This window comes from Colwellia hornerae, assembly GCF_007954355.1.
Classification (GTDB): Bacteria; Pseudomonadota; Gammaproteobacteria; order Enterobacterales; family Alteromonadaceae; genus Colwellia_A; species Colwellia_A hornerae.
The window spans coordinates 22,449-38,650 of record NZ_VOLR01000014.1; the positions used below are offsets into that span (position 1 = coordinate 22,449).

Annotated in this window: 15 protein-coding genes; 8 read left to right on the forward strand and 7 right to left on the reverse strand. The window is 38.4% G+C overall.

The window, feature by feature from the left end:
• Positions 1-41 precede the first annotated feature (41 nt).
• The 6 genes from ESZ26_RS11125 to cyaY are packed head-to-tail and all read right to left on the reverse strand — an operon-like array spanning position 42 to position 5,343.
• Positions 42-680 carry a hypothetical protein gene (locus ESZ26_RS11125; RefSeq protein ID WP_146796474.1) on the reverse strand — a complete coding sequence of 213 codons (639 nt, stop codon included), beginning with the start codon at positions 678-680 and terminating at the stop codon, positions 42-44.
• A complete protein-coding gene (locus tag ESZ26_RS11130; protein ID WP_146796477.1) occupies positions 677-1,921 on the reverse strand; it encodes a heme biosynthesis HemY N-terminal domain-containing protein in 1,245 nt (414 codons plus the stop codon). Before ESZ26_RS11130 ends, ESZ26_RS11125 begins: the two co-directional genes overlap by 4 nt.
• Positions 1,921-3,345 (reverse strand): uroporphyrinogen-III C-methyltransferase, encoded by a 1,425-nt coding sequence (locus ESZ26_RS11135; RefSeq protein WP_170246366.1) that lies wholly within the window; start codon positions 3,343-3,345, stop codon positions 1,921-1,923. The genes ESZ26_RS11130 and ESZ26_RS11135 overlap by 1 nt, the downstream gene beginning before the upstream one ends.
• Positions 3,338-4,096 (reverse strand): uroporphyrinogen-III synthase, encoded by a 759-nt coding sequence (locus ESZ26_RS11140; RefSeq protein ID WP_146796483.1) that lies wholly within the window; start codon positions 4,094-4,096, stop codon positions 3,338-3,340. The genes ESZ26_RS11135 and ESZ26_RS11140 overlap by 8 nt, the downstream gene beginning before the upstream one ends.
• Positions 4,083-5,018 carry a hydroxymethylbilane synthase gene (hemC, locus tag ESZ26_RS11145; RefSeq protein WP_146796486.1) on the reverse strand — a complete coding sequence of 312 codons (936 nt, stop codon included), beginning with the start codon at positions 5,016-5,018 and terminating at the stop codon, positions 4,083-4,085. Before hemC ends, ESZ26_RS11140 begins: the two co-directional genes overlap by 14 nt.
• Before the next feature lie 4 nt (positions 5,019-5,022).
• Positions 5,023-5,343, reverse strand: a complete 321-nt coding sequence (gene cyaY, locus ESZ26_RS11150) for an iron donor protein CyaY (RefSeq protein WP_146796489.1) — start codon at positions 5,341-5,343, stop codon at positions 5,023-5,025.
• An 81-nt stretch (positions 5,344-5,424) separates the two neighbouring features.
• On the opposite strand from cyaY, the gene lptM reads away from it, so the two are divergent.
• The 8 genes from lptM to ESZ26_RS11190 all read left to right on the forward strand — a co-directional run bounded on the left by lptM (position 5,425) and on the right by ESZ26_RS11190 (position 14,803).
• Positions 5,425-5,631, forward strand: a complete 207-nt coding sequence (gene lptM / locus ESZ26_RS11155) for an LPS translocon maturation chaperone LptM (protein WP_146796492.1) — start codon at positions 5,425-5,427, stop codon at positions 5,629-5,631.
• A 2-nt stretch (positions 5,632-5,633) separates the two neighbouring features.
• Positions 5,634-6,884 (forward strand): diaminopimelate decarboxylase, encoded by a 1,251-nt coding sequence (gene lysA / locus ESZ26_RS11160; RefSeq protein ID WP_146796495.1) that lies wholly within the window; start codon positions 5,634-5,636, stop codon positions 6,882-6,884.
• A 25-nt stretch (positions 6,885-6,909) separates the two neighbouring features.
• Positions 6,910-7,740 carry a diaminopimelate epimerase gene (dapF, locus tag ESZ26_RS11165; protein WP_146796497.1) on the forward strand — a complete coding sequence of 277 codons (831 nt, stop codon included), beginning with the start codon at positions 6,910-6,912 and terminating at the stop codon, positions 7,738-7,740.
• Positions 7,741-7,786: 46 nt separating this feature from the next.
• Complete coding sequence (locus ESZ26_RS11170; RefSeq protein ID WP_223271712.1) at positions 7,787-8,470, forward strand: DUF484 family protein; 684 nt, start codon at positions 7,787-7,789, stop codon at positions 8,468-8,470.
• An 8-nt stretch (positions 8,471-8,478) separates the two neighbouring features.
• The gene (locus tag ESZ26_RS11175; RefSeq protein ID WP_146796499.1) at positions 8,479-9,240 is read left to right on the forward strand and encodes an HAD-IA family hydrolase; all 762 of its coding nucleotides are present in this window, start codon (positions 8,479-8,481) and stop codon (positions 9,238-9,240) included.
• 46 nt (positions 9,241-9,286) lie between these two features.
• Positions 9,287-11,461, forward strand: coding sequence for a DNA helicase II (uvrD, locus tag ESZ26_RS11180; RefSeq protein WP_146796502.1), 2,175 nt, complete (start codon positions 9,287-9,289; stop codon positions 11,459-11,461).
• Positions 11,462-11,522: 61 nt separating this feature from the next.
• Positions 11,523-12,776 carry a diguanylate cyclase gene (locus ESZ26_RS11185; RefSeq protein ID WP_146796505.1) on the forward strand — a complete coding sequence of 418 codons (1,254 nt, stop codon included), beginning with the start codon at positions 11,523-11,525 and terminating at the stop codon, positions 12,774-12,776.
• Positions 12,777-12,892: 116 nt separating this feature from the next.
• Positions 12,893-14,803, forward strand: a complete 1,911-nt coding sequence (locus tag ESZ26_RS11190) for a YfiR/HmsC family protein (RefSeq protein ID WP_146796508.1) — start codon at positions 12,893-12,895, stop codon at positions 14,801-14,803.
• Positions 14,804-15,135: 332 nt separating this feature from the next.
• On the opposite strand, the gene rarD is transcribed toward ESZ26_RS11190, so the two are convergent.
• Positions 15,136-16,059 (reverse strand): EamA family transporter RarD, encoded by a 924-nt coding sequence (gene rarD, locus ESZ26_RS11195; protein ID WP_146796511.1) that lies wholly within the window; start codon positions 16,057-16,059, stop codon positions 15,136-15,138.
• Positions 16,060-16,202 lie beyond the last annotated feature (143 nt).

Genomic DNA, 16,202 nt, shown 5'->3' on the forward strand with positions numbered 1-16,202 from the left:
TTATTTGTTTTTGATATAAGCTACTTAAGCTCAAAATATTTTTAGATTGAGTCTTTTAATATACTCTGTGGGCTAGCAACAAATATTTGATAGGGTAAAGGCTCAGCGAGTAAACTTTCGTCGACAGTAAACTCAACGAAGCCACTTTTAGTAAAAAAGTGAGTCAAATCCCCTATCGCTACTTTTTCAGTTTGTAAATCAGCGGCTTGATAATAAGCTTTAATAGCATCATCTTCACATTCATCGGCATCAACAAATTGGTGCATTGGCATGCTTAATACCGTGATAGATTGAGCCTTTTGATGATGCTTAACAATCTCTTTAAGCAGGTATTGACCAACAGCTTGTTGACGATATTGTGGCAAAACACTAATCGCTTCAAGTAAAATATGTGTCTTAGCTTTTTTTGTCTCAGCGGTAATACTTAACTGTTCACACAAGCCTTGCTCAAGGTTTTGGCCTTTAAAATAAAGATTGAGTGGAATTTCCCAATCAGTATCTTCATTGGCTAATAAAGTATAAGAGCCAATCGCATCGCGGTGTTTGTTGAGGGTGATCAGCTCAATTTCGGCTTTAGCAATAATATCGCCTTGCTCGTTTTTTACATTGATTTCTTGGCACAATTGCCAATCAAAAGCACCAGCAATTTCAGGTTTTTTAAAGTCGATTGTTAAATTCATTTTTGTTCATTTCCGTTATTTATAGCTAAGATATTATTTTTAAAACCGTCAATTTGACCTAAGGCTTTATTTAATACTTGATTCGCTTTTTTATAGTCGCCTTGCTGCTCTAATACTTGAGAAAAAGTCAGTAAATCAATAACGTCATATTGTCTGCCGGCTAAATTAACCAGGCTATTAAAGGCTTTTTCTGCCATTGGCAGTTGCTGAGATTTAGCGGCTAAATTAGCTAAACAACTTAACCATTTAGCGCTATGAGGATCATTATGTAATTGTTTTTGTACTGCACTGATTAATTCATCAGCAGCAAAAATAGGTAGCTGGCGAATCTTCTGTAAAAATTTATCATCGGCGCCCTTTTTAATTACAGGCAATAATATTTTATTGAGCGGCTCAGTGATTTTGTGCTCGGCTAATACTTGACAATAAGCCCATAGAATAGCTTCACTTTGCTTTAATTTACGGGCAAGTTTTTGCCAACGTAGTGCTAACGAATCCTTGCTTTCTTTGCTTATTGTTTCATTAAAAGCCCCGTAAAAAGCGCTGGTTTCCCATAGTGCTATTTTTTCACCACTAATGGTTTTTTGTTTACGGGCTGAAACGAGTTGTTCTATCACATAATCAAAGCGCTTTTCTTGCAAGCTTAAGGTGATTTCTAAGCTTAATAGCCGTGCATCATGACCAATATGTTTGTGGTGTTCATCAATAAGACCACGTGCTTGTGCAAAGTCTTCTTGAGAGATTAATAACTTAATGGTCACTAAGGTTGACTCTAACCCCGAACCTTTAAAATCACTGCCTTCTCGCGCTAATAAGGCCAAGTAATGATTAGTATTTGATCGTAGCGATTGTTTTGACGATGCCGCTGCTGCCAATAGGTAAGCGATATGAGTAAACGTCGATGGTTCAGCCGCTTTAGCTAATAAATGCTCTGCTTGTTGATGGTCTTCAAGAATAAACGCCGCAATACCGCGCTTAAAGTCTTTTAAAGCACGGCGACGGTTAGCAAAAGCAATCTTGTTCCAACCGCCAAACCCCAAACGTAGACTGCCACGCACAAGTGTCATTGACAACGCTAAGGCGATAAATAATAGCGTTAACATAATAGCTGCCGTTACTACGGTTGATTCTATGGTTAAATCGCCGATCGCAATTAAGATATAACCTTTTTCGTTGATTAACAGTGGGCTAATAGCAACCGCAGCAAAAAATATTAATATCAACAGTATTAATTTTTTCATTATAACGCCTCACTGATACGACTAGCCGGTACTTTTGACTCTTTTGGTGCAACTTCTTCAGGTAATGCTTTGGCTGAGCTATCAAGCGACTGCTCTTTGCTATCGAGTAATTTATCTGGCATCGCATGCGGCACTAATTGCTCAAGTGTTGGTTTTAAAGTAGGTTCTGCGAGCATTTTGCTAATCGCTTTTAGTGATAAAAGCGTGCTTGGGTAGTCATAAGTGATAATTTTACTTTTTAGTTGTTGAATGCCTTGATAAAAATTTTGGTTTTCAACTTTTGTCATATTAAAATATTCAGTTAACCATAATTGAATGTCATTTAAGCTTTGATTATAAACTTTTTGTTTTTTCTCTGTCACTGCCCACTGAGCTAATTGTATTTTTAAGCTGAGGTTTTCAATAAGGTTTTGTTGATGTTGTGGCGACATTAATGGTGTTACATTACCACTACTTCTGCGGACGGTGATAAAATCAGCAAGAATCTTTTGCCATGTTTTAGCTAAGTTTGCTCGCCAATCATTGGTATTATCAGACAAAGTTAAATCAGTGCCCTTACTGTCATTGTTGGGGATTTTGACCATAGCTAAGGGTAAATTTGTTAATTGTTGACTCATCGCCATTAAGGTCATAACGGTATCTTCGCTGTCTACAATCGGTATCAATGTTAATTGGGCGATGTCTTGACGAATTAATTGACGAATAGGTAAAAACTGCGGATCTTCAAGTTCTTTGAGGCGCATATCAGCATCTTGCAACAAAGCAATAGCGGCCTTTGTATCCTGCTCTAGCCACATCGTGCGAGTAGCAATACGAATAAGGTACTCTGCTTCGTGTAACAACCAATCACTGGGTTGATTTTGTGATAATCGTTCAACAGTCTTTTCAAGCTGAGCGATTTTAACTTGGCTGTCTGTTGTTATTGTTGCAATCTCACTGCTTAAACGCTGTGAAAACATGGTTTGTTGCTGAGCGAATAATTGTTTAATTTTTTGTTCACTACTAGCCAAGCTTTGTTGGGTTTTTTGTTCACTACTGGCTAAGCTTTGCTGAGTTATTTGAAAGAAGTCGTCTTTGTTCTGTGCTTGCTGCTGCATTCCCCAATAATATAAACCGCCGACACTAGCACTTGTTGCTAAAGCTATGATTAAAGAAACTACGGCAGTCTTAGATAATTTTTGTTTATTCACCTTAGCATCGTTAGCTGTGGTTGGTTCAGTTGTTTTTCCTGAGCTTTTAATGGCTGGTTTTTTTTCATCAACCACAGCTGATGTATTATTCTTTTCGGCCGGCTTCTTTTCTTCACTCGAGGATGCTTTTTTCGCTGATGTCAGTGAAATAGAAGTTGAAAAACCTTGCTCTGACTTTTCGTCAATTGCTTTGTTTTCTGGCGTATTTGACTCGTTTAGCTTTTTATCAGTCATTATTTTTTCCATATGAAGTGATTGCACTAAGCATGGCTTGATCATTAGCACCGTTAGCATTAATGATATTGAGTAACCCTAGTTGTTTTGCTTGTGCGGCTATACGCTTGCTAGCGACAACCCATAAACAATTGGTTTGCCAGTAACTCTCTGAATTCTTTATTAAGTGTACTATGCTTTCTAGCAAAGCGTTACTGGTTATAACAATACAATTTATTCGCTGATTTCGCCATTGCTGAACATGTTTTTGTGTGATGGGTTGCCATACTTTTTTATAGCTTTCTAAATAGCAAACCTTGGCGCTACGTAAACTCAGTTGCTCGGCAATATGCTCTCGGCCACCATCACCTCGAACAATAATAATGGTTTCGCCACTTATCATTTCTTCATCGAGTATATTAAGTGTTAATAAACCTTCACTGGTATGAAGCTCAGGAGAAACAGCGTTAAGCCCTCTTGATTTTAAAGCAGCTAAAGTGGCGCTACCAATGGCAATGACACGTTTTTGTTGCCATTGAGAAAAATGAACGGCGCGATGGGCAAACTCGACCGCAGCGACACTGACGAAAATAACGGTGGCTTGTGGATATTGCTTAACGAGCTTTTCGGTAGTGGTTTTACTGGCAAGTGCTTGGTAATCAAAAAAAGGTTGGCAGTGACTGTCAATGCCAATGCTTTTTAACTGTTGTGCTAAAGCACGCCCTGCTTTTTCAGGACGTGTAATTAAAACTTGCGTATTACTGCTCAGCATATACCTGACGCAATATTCTATCAGCGCCTTTTTCAAGGAGTTGTTCCGCTAGTGTATGACCTAATTGTTCAGCATTTTCACTATCACCGGTTATTTCACTGGTCAGTATCTCACTACCGTCAGTTGCGCCGACTAAACCACGTAAAAATATTTCGCCATTTTCTTGAATTACAGCATAGCTACCAATAGGGACCTGACAGCCACCTTCTAATGCACGATTCATTGCTCGTTCGGCTAACACCCGAATACGGGTGGTTTCACAGCCTAATGGTGCGAGTAAAGCTTTAAGGGTTTCATCGTTCGTTCTACATTCAATCCCAACAGCACCCTGTCCATTTGCTGGTAGCATAACTTCGGGTTCAATAAATTCTTGAATGCGTTCTGGCATTGCTAAACGTATTAAACCGGCCGCAGCAAGAATAATGGCATCATATTCGCCGTTATCTAATTTTTTTAAGCGGGTATTCACGTTACCGCGTAAATCACGAATGTCTAAATCTGGGCGCATGGCTTTAATTTGACATTGGCGACGTAAACTTGAGGTACCAACAACGGCACCCTGTGGCAGTTCGGCTAAACTGTTAATGGTATTAGAGACAAAGGCATCACGAGGGTCTTCACGTGGACAAATCACTTCTAAGCCCAGTCCTTCAGGGAACTCTACTGGTACATCTTTCATTGAGTGAACGGCGATGTCGGCGCGATCTTCTAGCATGGCAACTTCAAGTTCTTTAACAAATAAACCTTTACCACCAACTTTAGCCAAAGGCGTATCTAAAATAATATCGCCTTTGGTGGTCATGGGGACAAGTTCAACAATAATGCCAGCATGGAAATGCTCTAATTGTGCTTTTACATATTCGGCTTGCCATAAGGCGAGTGCACTTTTACGTGTGGCTATGCGTACGGTTGTTGTGCTCATTAAATTATCCTGCGCTAATAGTTATTTCGGTGTCGGCCTGAATACTGATCGCTTTTGATAAGAACTGCCAAAGTTCGCCGCCACCACGTTTGTCTGTCCATTGGCCATTCTCACACTGAAAATGATGGCCATTAAATTTAGTTGCCACCCATATTTCCTTTAAAGGTGCTTGTTTATTAATGATGACTTTACTACCACTTTTAAAGGTGAGTGTTAACATGCCGCCCACACCCTCATAATCAATGTCGGTACCACAATCTTCAATGGCTTCTTCTATTTGAAGAATAATTTCATCGGCGAGTAAATTGTATTGGCTGTCGTTCATTAATGCTTCCTTTTCTAGCGCAATGAAATTTATTCATCTTTGCTAGCTATTTGTTGGTCATGAGATTATAAAACGTCTATCATGAGAAAAAAATCGAATAAATCAAGTATGCGTAAACAAAATTCAATTATTTTAGCGTTTTTCATTATATCAGTGCTTTTAAGTGGATGTGGAATTAAAGGTCCACTAACGCAAAAATCTGTGCAAGTAAAAGCACAACAGCAAACTGACTACGCTAATACTGAGCAAAAACAACACTCACCAGCACCAAAATCGCAGGAAAATTAATCGTGGATTTTTTCAATTACAAAAATACTTCACTCTATGCTGAAGATTGTGCCGTTACTAAACTTGCTAAACAACATGGTACGCCATTATACGTATATTCGCGCGCGACTATTGAGCGTCACTGGCATGCGTTTGACCAAGCGGCTGGCGATAAACCCCATTTAGTGTGTTATGCAGTGAAAGCCAATAGTAACATTGCCGTGTTAAATGTAATGGCACGTTTAGGTAGTGGTTTTGATATTGTTTCAAAAGGTGAGCTTGCACGTGTACTACAAGCCGGCGGTGATGCCCGTAAAGTGGTGTTTTCCGGTGTAGGTAAAAAGTCAGATGAGATTGCCTTTGCTTTAGAAAAAGGTATTTACTGCTTCAATGTTGAATCAGCAGCAGAACTAACGCGCATTCAGCAGGTAGCTGAGCGCATGAAAATGATTGCCCCTATTTCTTTAAGAGTAAACCCTGATGTCGATGCCGGTACCCATCCTTATATATCGACGGGCTTAAAAGAAAATAAATTTGGTATTAGCATCGATGATGCTTTTGAGCTTTACCAACACGCCAACGGCTTATCAAATATTGCTGTAAAGGGCATTGATTGTCATATTGGTTCGCAGTTAACTGAAGTACAACCCTTTTTAGATGCACTTGATCGAGTATTAGCACTTGTTGACCGGCTGGCAGAGGTAAATATTACCTTGTCGCATATCGATGTTGGTGGTGGTTTAGGCGTTTGTTATAACAACGAAACGCCACCTCATCCAAACGAATATGCTAAAGCAATTGCTGATAAATTAGCTGATCGTGATATTACGCTGATTTATGAGCCCGGTCGTGCCATTATGGCTAATGCTGGAATTTTAGTGACCGAAGTTGAATTGCTAAAAACAAATCAAGACAGACATTTTGCGATTGTTGATGCCGCGATGAATGACTTAATTCGTCCGTCGCTTTATCAAGCATGGCAAGCGATTATCGAAGTTGAAAAAAATGAAGTTGCTGATAAAAAAACTTACGACATTGTTGGGCCGATTTGTGAAACCGGTGATTTTTTAGGTAAAGCTCGAGAACTGAGTATTGTTGCCGGTGATCTATTAGCGATTCGCTCATCAGGTGCCTATGGTTTTTCGATGAGTTCAAATTACAATAGTCGTCCAAAAGCGGCTGAAATTATGGTCGATGGTAAAGAAAACCACTTGATCCGTGCTCGGGAAACACTTGAGCAATTATGGCAAGGCGAGTCTTTGTTACCAAAGTAAGTATAAAATTGAATATGGGAAGTAAATGTTAGTTAATTTTTCAAAAATGCACGGTTTAGGTAACGACTTCCTAGTACTAGACAATGTTACCCAGAATGTTTATTTGTCTAATGAACAAATAAAGCAGTTATCCGACCGAAATTTTGGTGTCGGTTTTGATCAAGTATTAGTGGTTGAGCCACCGTACGATCCCGATTTAGACTTTCATTATCGTATCTTTAATGCCGACGGTAGTGAAGTAGGGCAATGTGGCAACGGTGCTCGTTGTTTTGCTAAATTTGTGCGTTTAAAAGGCTTAACGAATAAAAATAAAATTAAGGTGTCGACGCAGTCAGGCAAGATGACCTTGTTTGTTGAGCGTGATGGTAACGTTTCAGTGAATATGCCAACGCCTAAATTTGAACCCAGCCAAATTCCTTTTACCGCCCAAAAAGTAGAAGGTACTTATATTCTCCGTAGTGATGAAGACACCGTATTATGTGGCGTCGTTTCTTTAGGCAACCCACATTGTGTATTGACAGTTGACTCGGTTGATGAGGCTCCTGTTGCTACATTAGGTAAAGCTTTGTCGCATCACGAACGATTTCCCCAGCAAGTGAATGTTGGCTTTATGGAAATTGTTGCCCCTGACTATATTAAACTTCGTGTTTATGAGCGTGGTACGGCTGAAACGTTAGCCTGTGGTAGTGGTGCTTGTGCAGCAGTAGTTATTGGCCAAATACAAAATAAATTAGGTCGAGATGTTACGGTGGAATTACCGGGTGGTAAGTTAAAAGTTTATTGGAAAGGACCAGGTAACTCAGTAAAAATGACCGGTCCAGCCGTACATGTATTTGACGGGCAATTAAATTTATAATTAGTATAAAATTAGCTTATAACCATTCAAGATATAGAGAATTAATTTGAACGACTCAACCCCAATGCAGTTAGATGAAATAAGTTTAACGGATGATCTCATTGTTGATTACTTACACGATAATCCTGAATTTTTTAATCGTAATCCTGAACTGATCACTAGCCTACGTTTATCCGATGTTAATCGTGGTACGGTCTCGTTAGTGCAAAGGCAGCAAAGCCAGCAACGTCAAAAAATTCATAGTTTAGAAGAAGAAATTACTGAACTCATGGCGATAGCTAACCACAATGAGCAGCTTTTTGCTTTGTACAGTGATTTGTATTTACGCTTATTAGATTGCAGTTCTGCGCCTGAGTTACTTGATTGTTTGTATCAAGCAACAACAGAATTATTGTCGTTATCGGGTTTAAAAGTCTGGTTAAAAGAGAGCACCGTGGTTGACCATGCCAGCATTGTTAAAAATGACTGTGCTGGGGTGATGAATAATCGTTTATCCAAGGATGACTATTATTTTGGACGTTTACAAAAAAGTGAGCAAGAACTGATTTTTTCACAACATCAAGAAGGTTCTGTGGTCTTAATTAAGCTAAACCATATTAATGATGACATTGGTTTTATAGCAATAAGCAGTGCCGATGCCGACCATTTTGATCCACGCATGGATACTTTATTGCTCAGTCAATTTAGAAAGCTGGTGGCAAAATTACTTTTTCAACAACTGCATAAATAACACAGCCAATGAAATTTTATCGTCGCTTAGCCCCCTTTCAAGCCATTAGTTTTGATCTTGATGATACCTTGTATAGTAATTATCCGGTGATGATGGCAACAGATGCGAAAATGGTTGCTTATTTTTCGACACTTTTCTCACTAGAGATAAGCCCAACTCAGGCGATAAGAAGTACTACTTTTGATTACCGCTTTTGGTCACCCTTTAGCCAACAAGCCGTCACAGCCGATCCGCAATTAATTCACCATGTTGGCGATATGCGTTTAGCCACTTACACGCTGGGTATGAAAGCATTGGGTTTAACTGATGACATAGCGAGTGAGCAAGCACAAAAAGCGTTAGATTATTTTGTTCAACAACGCAGCGATTTTGTTGTACCTGCAGCTGTTCATCAATTATTGCAAAGCTTACAACAAAAATATCCTTTGGTGGCGATCAGCAACGGCAATGTTGATACTGACAAAATAGGTATTTCAGCTTACTTTCAGTATCGTTTTCATGCCGGCGATTTATCAACAACCACTTTACATAAAAATCAACGACTTCGACAAAAGCCTGCTGCAGATATGTTTGCTGAGGCCTGTGAAAAATTATTAATAAAGCCTTCACAATTACTACATGTTGGTGATTGCGGACGCTCTGATATTCAAGGTGCTATCAATGCCGGCTGCCAAACCGCATGGATTTCTTGCTATGATGTCGGCAAACCACTGACTGTTTTACCTAATATTGAGCTAGCTGATATTAGTGAATTGTGTCACTTGTTATAATTTTATCTATACTTACTTTCTACTTTTCTAAGGTTATTTTTCCGTTATGGACGTTTCTGAACTACTTGAGTCACTCAATGAAAAACAACGAGATGTTGTCGCCGCTCCACTACAAAATATGTTGGTATTAGCTGGCGCAGGAAGTGGTAAAACTCGGGTGTTAGTGCAACGTATTGCCTGGTTAATGCAAGTTGAAAATGCTTCTTCTCATAGTATTTTAGCGGTTACCTTCACCAATAAGGCGGCAGCAGAGATGCGGGTGCGTGTTGAAAAAACCGTTGAAGGTAATGTTCATGGCATGTGGGTCGGTACTTTCCATGGTTTAGCCCATCGCTTACTTCGTATGCATTTTCAAGAAGCTAAATTACCACAAAATTTTCAAGTGCTTGATTCTGATGATCAGCTGCGCTTAGTTAAGCGTATCGTACGTTCGTTAGGTATTGACGAAAAACGTTGGCCGCCCAAGCAAATGCAGTGGTATATCAATGGTAAAAAAGATGAAGGCATTCGTCCACAACATATAGAGGTTTATGACGATCCCACCGAACAAACGTTTGTTAAAGTTTATCAAGGGTATCAAGAAGCCTGTGATCGAGCTGGTTTAGTCGATTTTGCCGAGTTATTATTGCGTGCTCATGAACTTTGGTTGAATAACCCGGTTTTGCTTGCCCATTATCAGCAACGCTTTAAGCATATTTTAGTGGACGAATTTCAAGATACCAATGCCATTCAGTACGCCTGGTTAAATATTTTGGGTAACGCATCGAGTAAGGTAATGATTGTTGGTGATGATGACCAATCAATTTACGGCTGGCGTGGCGCAAAAATTGAAAATATTCAGCGTTTTCTTAATGAATTCGAGGATACGAAAACCATACGTTTAGAGCAAAATTATCGCTCAACGGCTAACATTCTTAATGCGGCCAATAAACTTATCGCCAATAATAATAACCGTTTAGGTAAAAAATTATGGACTGAAGATGAAGCAGGCGAAAAAATATCTATTTACACGGCATTCAACGAAATAGACGAAGCCCGCTTTATTGCGGGTCGAATTGCTGATTGGCGTAAGGAAGGCAGCTTAGATGATGTCGCTATTTTATATCGTAGTAATGCGCAATCACGTTTACTCGAAGAGGCGTTATTACAAAGTCGTTTACCTTATCGAATTTATGGTGGCCAACGCTTCTTTGAACGTTTAGAAATTAAAGATGCACTTGCCTATTTACGTTTATTAAATAACCGTGATGACGATGCGGCTTTTGAACGCATTATTAATACGCCAACACGTGGTGTTGGTAATACCAGCCTGTCGTTAATACGTGATGCTGCGCGCAGTTTAGAAATGACATTATGGCAAGCATGTCAATTCATGTTAAAAAATGATGAATTGAAAGGACGAAGTGCTAAAGTCATTCAAAACTTTGTTAATATTATTGACACACTCGAAGACGACTCTAGCCACTTAGACTTAGACCAACAAGCCAACTACGTTATTCAACACAGTGGTTTAAAAGCCATGTATCAAGCTGAAAAAGGTGAGCGTGCTGAAGCAAGAATAGAAAACTTAAATGAGCTTGTTACTGCTTGTCAGACCTTCGAAGCTGACCCAGAATTAATAGAAGAACAAACAAAACTCACTTCATTTTTAACCCATGCCGCCCTTGAAGCGGGTGAGTCGCAAGCCGATGATTATGAACCGGCGGTGCAATTAATGACTATGCACTCTGCGAAAGGCCTAGAGTTTCCATTAGTGTTTATTGCCGGTTTAGAGGAAGGAATGTTTCCTTCACAAAAGTCAGTAGAAGAAATAGGACGTTTAGAAGAAGAGCGGCGTTTATGTTACGTCGGCATGACACGAGCGATGAATAAGTTATACTTGTGTCACGCAGAAAGCCGCCGACTTTACGGACAAGAAAAGTTTCATAAAGCCAGTCGCTTTTTACGTGAATTACCGCCTGAGTGTACTGAAGAAATAAGGTTACAAAACCAAGTCACTCGTCCGTCTACTAAAGGCAAGTTTTCTTCGACTTTTACACTGGAAACCTTTGAAAATAGTGGCTTTAGTTTAGGGCAATCTGTGGTTCATGCTAAATTTGGTGAAGGTGTGGTCTTGAATTATGAAGGTTCAGGAGCGCAAAGCCGTATTCAAGTTAATTTTGCTGATGTAGGTAGTAAATGGCTGGTGGTTGCCTATGCTAACTTACAAGCTATCGTTTAATATCAGGTGAAAATGATTGGTTTTTTCATTTAATACCATTATAAAAATAAGGTAAAAATATATGTCAAAGCAATTACTCGTAGTAGAAGATAGTAAACCTATTGCTCGTGTTATTCGGCAGATTGGCGAGGCATTAAATTATCAGGTAACTATTGCGACCACTCTTGCTGAAGTAGAAGGTATTTTACAGGGTAAAACTGATTTTTTTGCTGCCACTATAGATTATGCCTTACCCGACGCTCCTAATGGCGAGGCAATAGCCTGTGTGCTCTCACATGGTATTCCAAGTGTCGTTATGACAGGTAAAATGGATGAAGCTACCCGACAGCAAATACTTGCTCAGCCGGTTGTTGATTATATTCCCAAAGAGAATAGTCAAGCTTTCCTTTATTTAAAACGTATTTTACATTGGCAAATAACCAACAGTAGCACAGGTATTCTTGTTGTTGATGATTCCCTAGCGGCACGAAATTATGTTTCTCAGCTTTTAAAACGTCGCAATTTCAATGTCTATTTAGCCAATGATGGTGTGCAAGCGCTAGAACGCTTAAAGCAGCACAAAGACATTAAATTGGTGATCACCGATCTTGAAATGCCAATCATGGACGGTATCGAATTAACCAATGAAATCCGTAAAATTTATAGTCGCGATCAACTCGCTATTATCGGTATATCTGGAGCAGACAACGGTATGCATTCGGCACGCTTCATTAAAAATGGGGCAGATGATTTCTTACGCAAACCTTTTTGCCCAGAAGAATTTTATTGTCGAATTACTCAAAATATTGAGAATTTAAACAATATTGAACAAATCCAAAAAGCAGCGAATATAGACTATTTAACAGACTTACCCAATAGACGAGCCTTTTTCTCTAAGGCCGAACAACTTGTGCCACAATACACTAAAAGAAATATGCCTTATTGTGTTGCTATGCTCGACATTGATTTTTTAAAAAAAATCAATGATAACTATGGAAATGACGCTGGCGATCATGTTTTAAAAGTAATGGCATTATATATGCGTAAACATTTAGGGTCAGGTTTGTTGGCTCGCTTAGGTGGTGAAGAGTTTGCGGTCTTAATGTATGGTACTGATGAGGACCAACTTTACACTAAATTAGACGATCTTCGCCGAGATATTTCAGTCTCTCAGCTAACCTTTGAAGAACACCATATTGTCTTTAATATCAGTGTAGGCTTAGTTTGTAATAGTACTGAAAAGTTTGCTAAACAACTTAATCAGGCAGAAAGTGCTCTGTATAACGCTAAAGAAAATGGCCGTAATCAAATGAGTGTTTTTGGTGTTGATGATTAGCTATTTAGCTGAAATTAACATCTCAAAACAATGTCAATTTCCGATTAACTTATAGGTGCTTTTTTCTAGAAAAAAAAGTAAAGTGGCTAAATTATTTTAACAATAAGGTGCATTAAATGAAGAAAAAAATAATGCTCATGAGCAAACCTTTGCTGATGTGGTTTTGTTTTTTTATTTGTTCCTCGAGCTCAATCCTTGCTCAGCAACTTGATAGCGAGCAAGTCAAAGCCGCTTATATTTATAATTTTATTAAACATGTCAGCTGGCAAAATGAAAATAAGAAACAACAATTTGTTATCGGTGTTTATGGCGATGATATTTTTGCTGATTTGCTTAATAAAACACTGGCAAAACGTGTTATCAGAAACAAGACAATTAAAGTTATCGCCATAAAAAATATTAGAGAAGGTAAAAACACCGACTTACTTTTCTCTGCTGCCAATCGTAATACAGAAATTGCCAATATCGCTGCCACTCTTCGCCGTAGTAACACTCTTTTTATCACAGATAACAGTATTGATAAGCATAGCGTCATGATCAATCTGGTGAATGATGCTAAAAATTCGGCGATAAGTTTTGAAGTGAACAAATCAAATATTGTTTTTGAAGGTTTAGTGATGTCTGCTGAATTATTACTGCTAGGAGGCACTGAGCTTGATGTAGCGACCCTGTATCGAGAAACAGAGTTGGCGTTACAAGCCATTAGATCGCGCGAAGCCAGATTAAACCAAAAGCTTACCGACCAAGAAAATCAAATAACCTCAGCAAAAGAAAAATTAAATACCTTAAATGAGAATCTAACACAGCAAGAAAAAGTTGCGGGTAAGCGTCAACAAGAGCTTAATGTTTTAAAAATAGATACTGAACAACAGCAACACTCGATAAGAACCAAAGAGCTGCAACTACAGCAAGTAGCAACACAGTTAAAAGTAGCAAAAACTAATTTAGAAAACCAGCAGAGCTCAGTTGACAATAAGGAACAAGAAAATATTGTTATGGCTGAAAAAATATCGACCAATAAAGATATATTGCAACAGCAACAGCAACAAATAAGTTTTCAAGGTGTGCAATTAAATAAAAAAAATGAAGAGTTAGAGAATCGCGAAGAACACATTGATAAACAAAGATTTTATCTTATTGTGATGGCTTTTTTTATTACCCTATTAGTGTTGATTTCAGGATTAGTGGTCTTACTTTTTGTTAAAAATCGACAGACAACACGAACATTAAGTCGTACGCTCGAAAATTTAAAAAATATGCAAAAACAATTAATTCAATCTGAAAAAATGGCGTCGCTAGGCACGTTAACCGCAGGTGTTGCTCATGAAATTAATACCCCGCTAGGTATCGCGGTAACATCAACAAGTTCGGCTTTAGAAAGTACTTTGAAAATTCGTAAAAATTTTGAAACAGGCAATTTGACCCGTACAGCAATGCAACACTATTTTAACGGCATTGAGAAGGCTTCAAATTTGAATACTAACGCTTTAGAGCGTGTTATTGAGTTGTTGAATAACTTCAAGCAAGTCGCAGCAGATCAAATGGTGGGTGAAGAGCGAGAAATTGATTTAGTCAGTTATATTGAAGAGGTCATGTCTACGTTATCGGCAGAAATGAAGCGCTTTAGGGTGAGTTATCAATATAGTGGTGAAAGTGAATTGAAAATAACGACTATTCCTGGAGCGTTAGCGCAGGTGCTAACAAATTTAGTGACGAATGCGTTAAAGCATGCTTTTGAAAATAAAGCACAGGGCAATATTGCTATAGCCTTAACGAAAACCAAAGACGATCATGTTGTTATCGTCTTTAAAGATGATGGCCATGGCATGACTCAACATGTGCTAGATAATATTTTTGAACCTTTCTTCACTACCAAAAGAAATTCTGGCGGTACTGGCTTAGGCATGAATATTGTTTATAATATTATCTGTCAAAAACTACAAGGCAATATTAAGATAGAAAGTAAGTTAGAACACGGCGCAAGCTTTCAGATTACTTTGCCAATGAAACTGAAGGCTAACACCTAACCAATCTTAGCTAATATCTTTAGCTAGTGTCCACAGCATTGCGATCTGTCAAAAACTACAAGGCAATATTAAGATAGAAAGTAAGTTAGAACACGGCGCAAGCTTTCAGATTACTTTGCCAATGAAACTGAAGGCTAACACCTAACCAATCTTAGCTAATATCTTTAGCTAGTGTCTACAGCATTGCGATCTGCCAAAAACTACAAGGCAATATTAAGATAGAAAGTAAGTTAGAACACGGCGCAAGCTTTCACATTACCTTGCCAATTACTTTGCCAATGAAACTAAAGGCTAACACCTAACCAATCTTAGCTATAATCCCAGTAATAAAATTAACTGTTTAATCGCTTATCTAACGCTAATTTGCGTTTTTCATTTCTGGCTTTTAGTGAGTCAAGGCTATAAACAACTAATGCCAACCAAATAGCAGCAAAGGTGACTAATTTAGCGGGTTGCAATGCTTCTTGATAATAGAAGGTTGCTAAGAAAAACATAATACTGGGTCCTATGTATTGAAAAAATCCCAGCGTTGATAACGTTAATCTCTTTGCCGCAGCAGTAAAACATAGCAGCGGTGCTGTAGTAACTACGCCTGCAGCGATCAATAATAGGTTTAAATTTGAGCTGTTTTCAAACATGTTAGCGGTATTACTATTAACAAATAATAACCAATAAACAATGGCGAGTGGCAGCATCATGCTTGATTCAATTAATAAACCAACAAAAGAATCGAGGTGCATTTTTTTACGCAACAAGCCATAAATACCAAATGTTCCAGCAAGTGCTAATGAAATCACGGGTAATGAACCTAACGCAACCAGTTGAATTAATACCCCACATAACGCCAGTGCAACGGCAAACTTCTGCATTGTTCGCAAACGTTCACCTAAAAAAATAACACCGAGTGCGACACTAAATAAAGGATTGATAAAATAACCTAAACTCGCGTCTAGCAGATGATCATTATTTATCGCCCAGATAAATAAAAACCAATTTACTAATAAAAAAGTAGCAGATAAGGCAAGTTTAGCCAACAACTTAGGTTGTTTAAGAGTGTCGAGTAATACGCGAGATCTTTTACTGATGATAACAATTAAAAATAACAGTAGGCTCGACCAAATAATACGATGAACCATAATTTCATCAGAGCTGATGGAAGAAATTAATTTAAAATAAATGGGCGCTAAACCCCAAAGGAGATAAGCACTAATCGCGTTAATTACACCATTACGGTCTTTGTTATCAGTTACAGTCATGATTGTCAGTAAACTTTAGCAGCAAAAATAAAGAGCCGAATTATAGCACAATGATTTTAATTTCAGCGCTTTACTTGCTCTATAACAGCATACTTTTCGGCTGGATCTTTAGCATACTTTAGCTGGCGTTATTCACTTTAATT

Bases quoted from the DNA above. Each gene is read 5' to 3' on its own strand.
- ESZ26_RS11125 (WP_146796474.1), bottom strand. From the start codon at position 680: ATGAATTTAACAATCGACTTTAAAAAACCTGAAATTGCTGGTGCTTTT.
- ESZ26_RS11130 (WP_146796477.1), bottom strand. From the start codon at position 1,921: ATGAAAAAATTAATACTGTTGATATTAATATTTTTTGCTGCGGTTGCT.
- ESZ26_RS11135 (WP_170246366.1), bottom strand. From the start codon at position 3,345: ATGACTGATAAAAAGCTAAACGAGTCAAATACGCCAGAAAACAAAGCA.
- ESZ26_RS11140 (WP_146796483.1), bottom strand. From the start codon at position 4,096: ATGCTGAGCAGTAATACGCAAGTTTTAATTACACGTCCTGAAAAAGCA.
- hemC (WP_146796486.1), bottom strand. From the start codon at position 5,018: ATGAGCACAACAACCGTACGCATAGCCACACGTAAAAGTGCACTCGCC.
- cyaY (WP_146796489.1), bottom strand. From the start codon at position 5,343: ATGAACGACAGCCAATACAATTTACTCGCCGATGAAATTATTCTTCAA.
- lptM (WP_146796492.1), top strand. From the start codon at position 5,425: ATGAGAAAAAAATCGAATAAATCAAGTATGCGTAAACAAAATTCAATT.
- dapF (WP_146796497.1), top strand. From the start codon at position 6,910: ATGTTAGTTAATTTTTCAAAAATGCACGGTTTAGGTAACGACTTCCTA.
- ESZ26_RS11175 (WP_146796499.1), top strand. From the start codon at position 8,479: ATGAAATTTTATCGTCGCTTAGCCCCCTTTCAAGCCATTAGTTTTGAT.
- uvrD (WP_146796502.1), top strand. From the start codon at position 9,287: ATGGACGTTTCTGAACTACTTGAGTCACTCAATGAAAAACAACGAGAT.
- ESZ26_RS11185 (WP_146796505.1), top strand. From the start codon at position 11,523: ATGTCAAAGCAATTACTCGTAGTAGAAGATAGTAAACCTATTGCTCGT.
- ESZ26_RS11190 (WP_146796508.1), top strand. From the start codon at position 12,893: ATGAAGAAAAAAATAATGCTCATGAGCAAACCTTTGCTGATGTGGTTT.
- rarD (WP_146796511.1), bottom strand. From the start codon at position 16,059: ATGACTGTAACTGATAACAAAGACCGTAATGGTGTAATTAACGCGATT.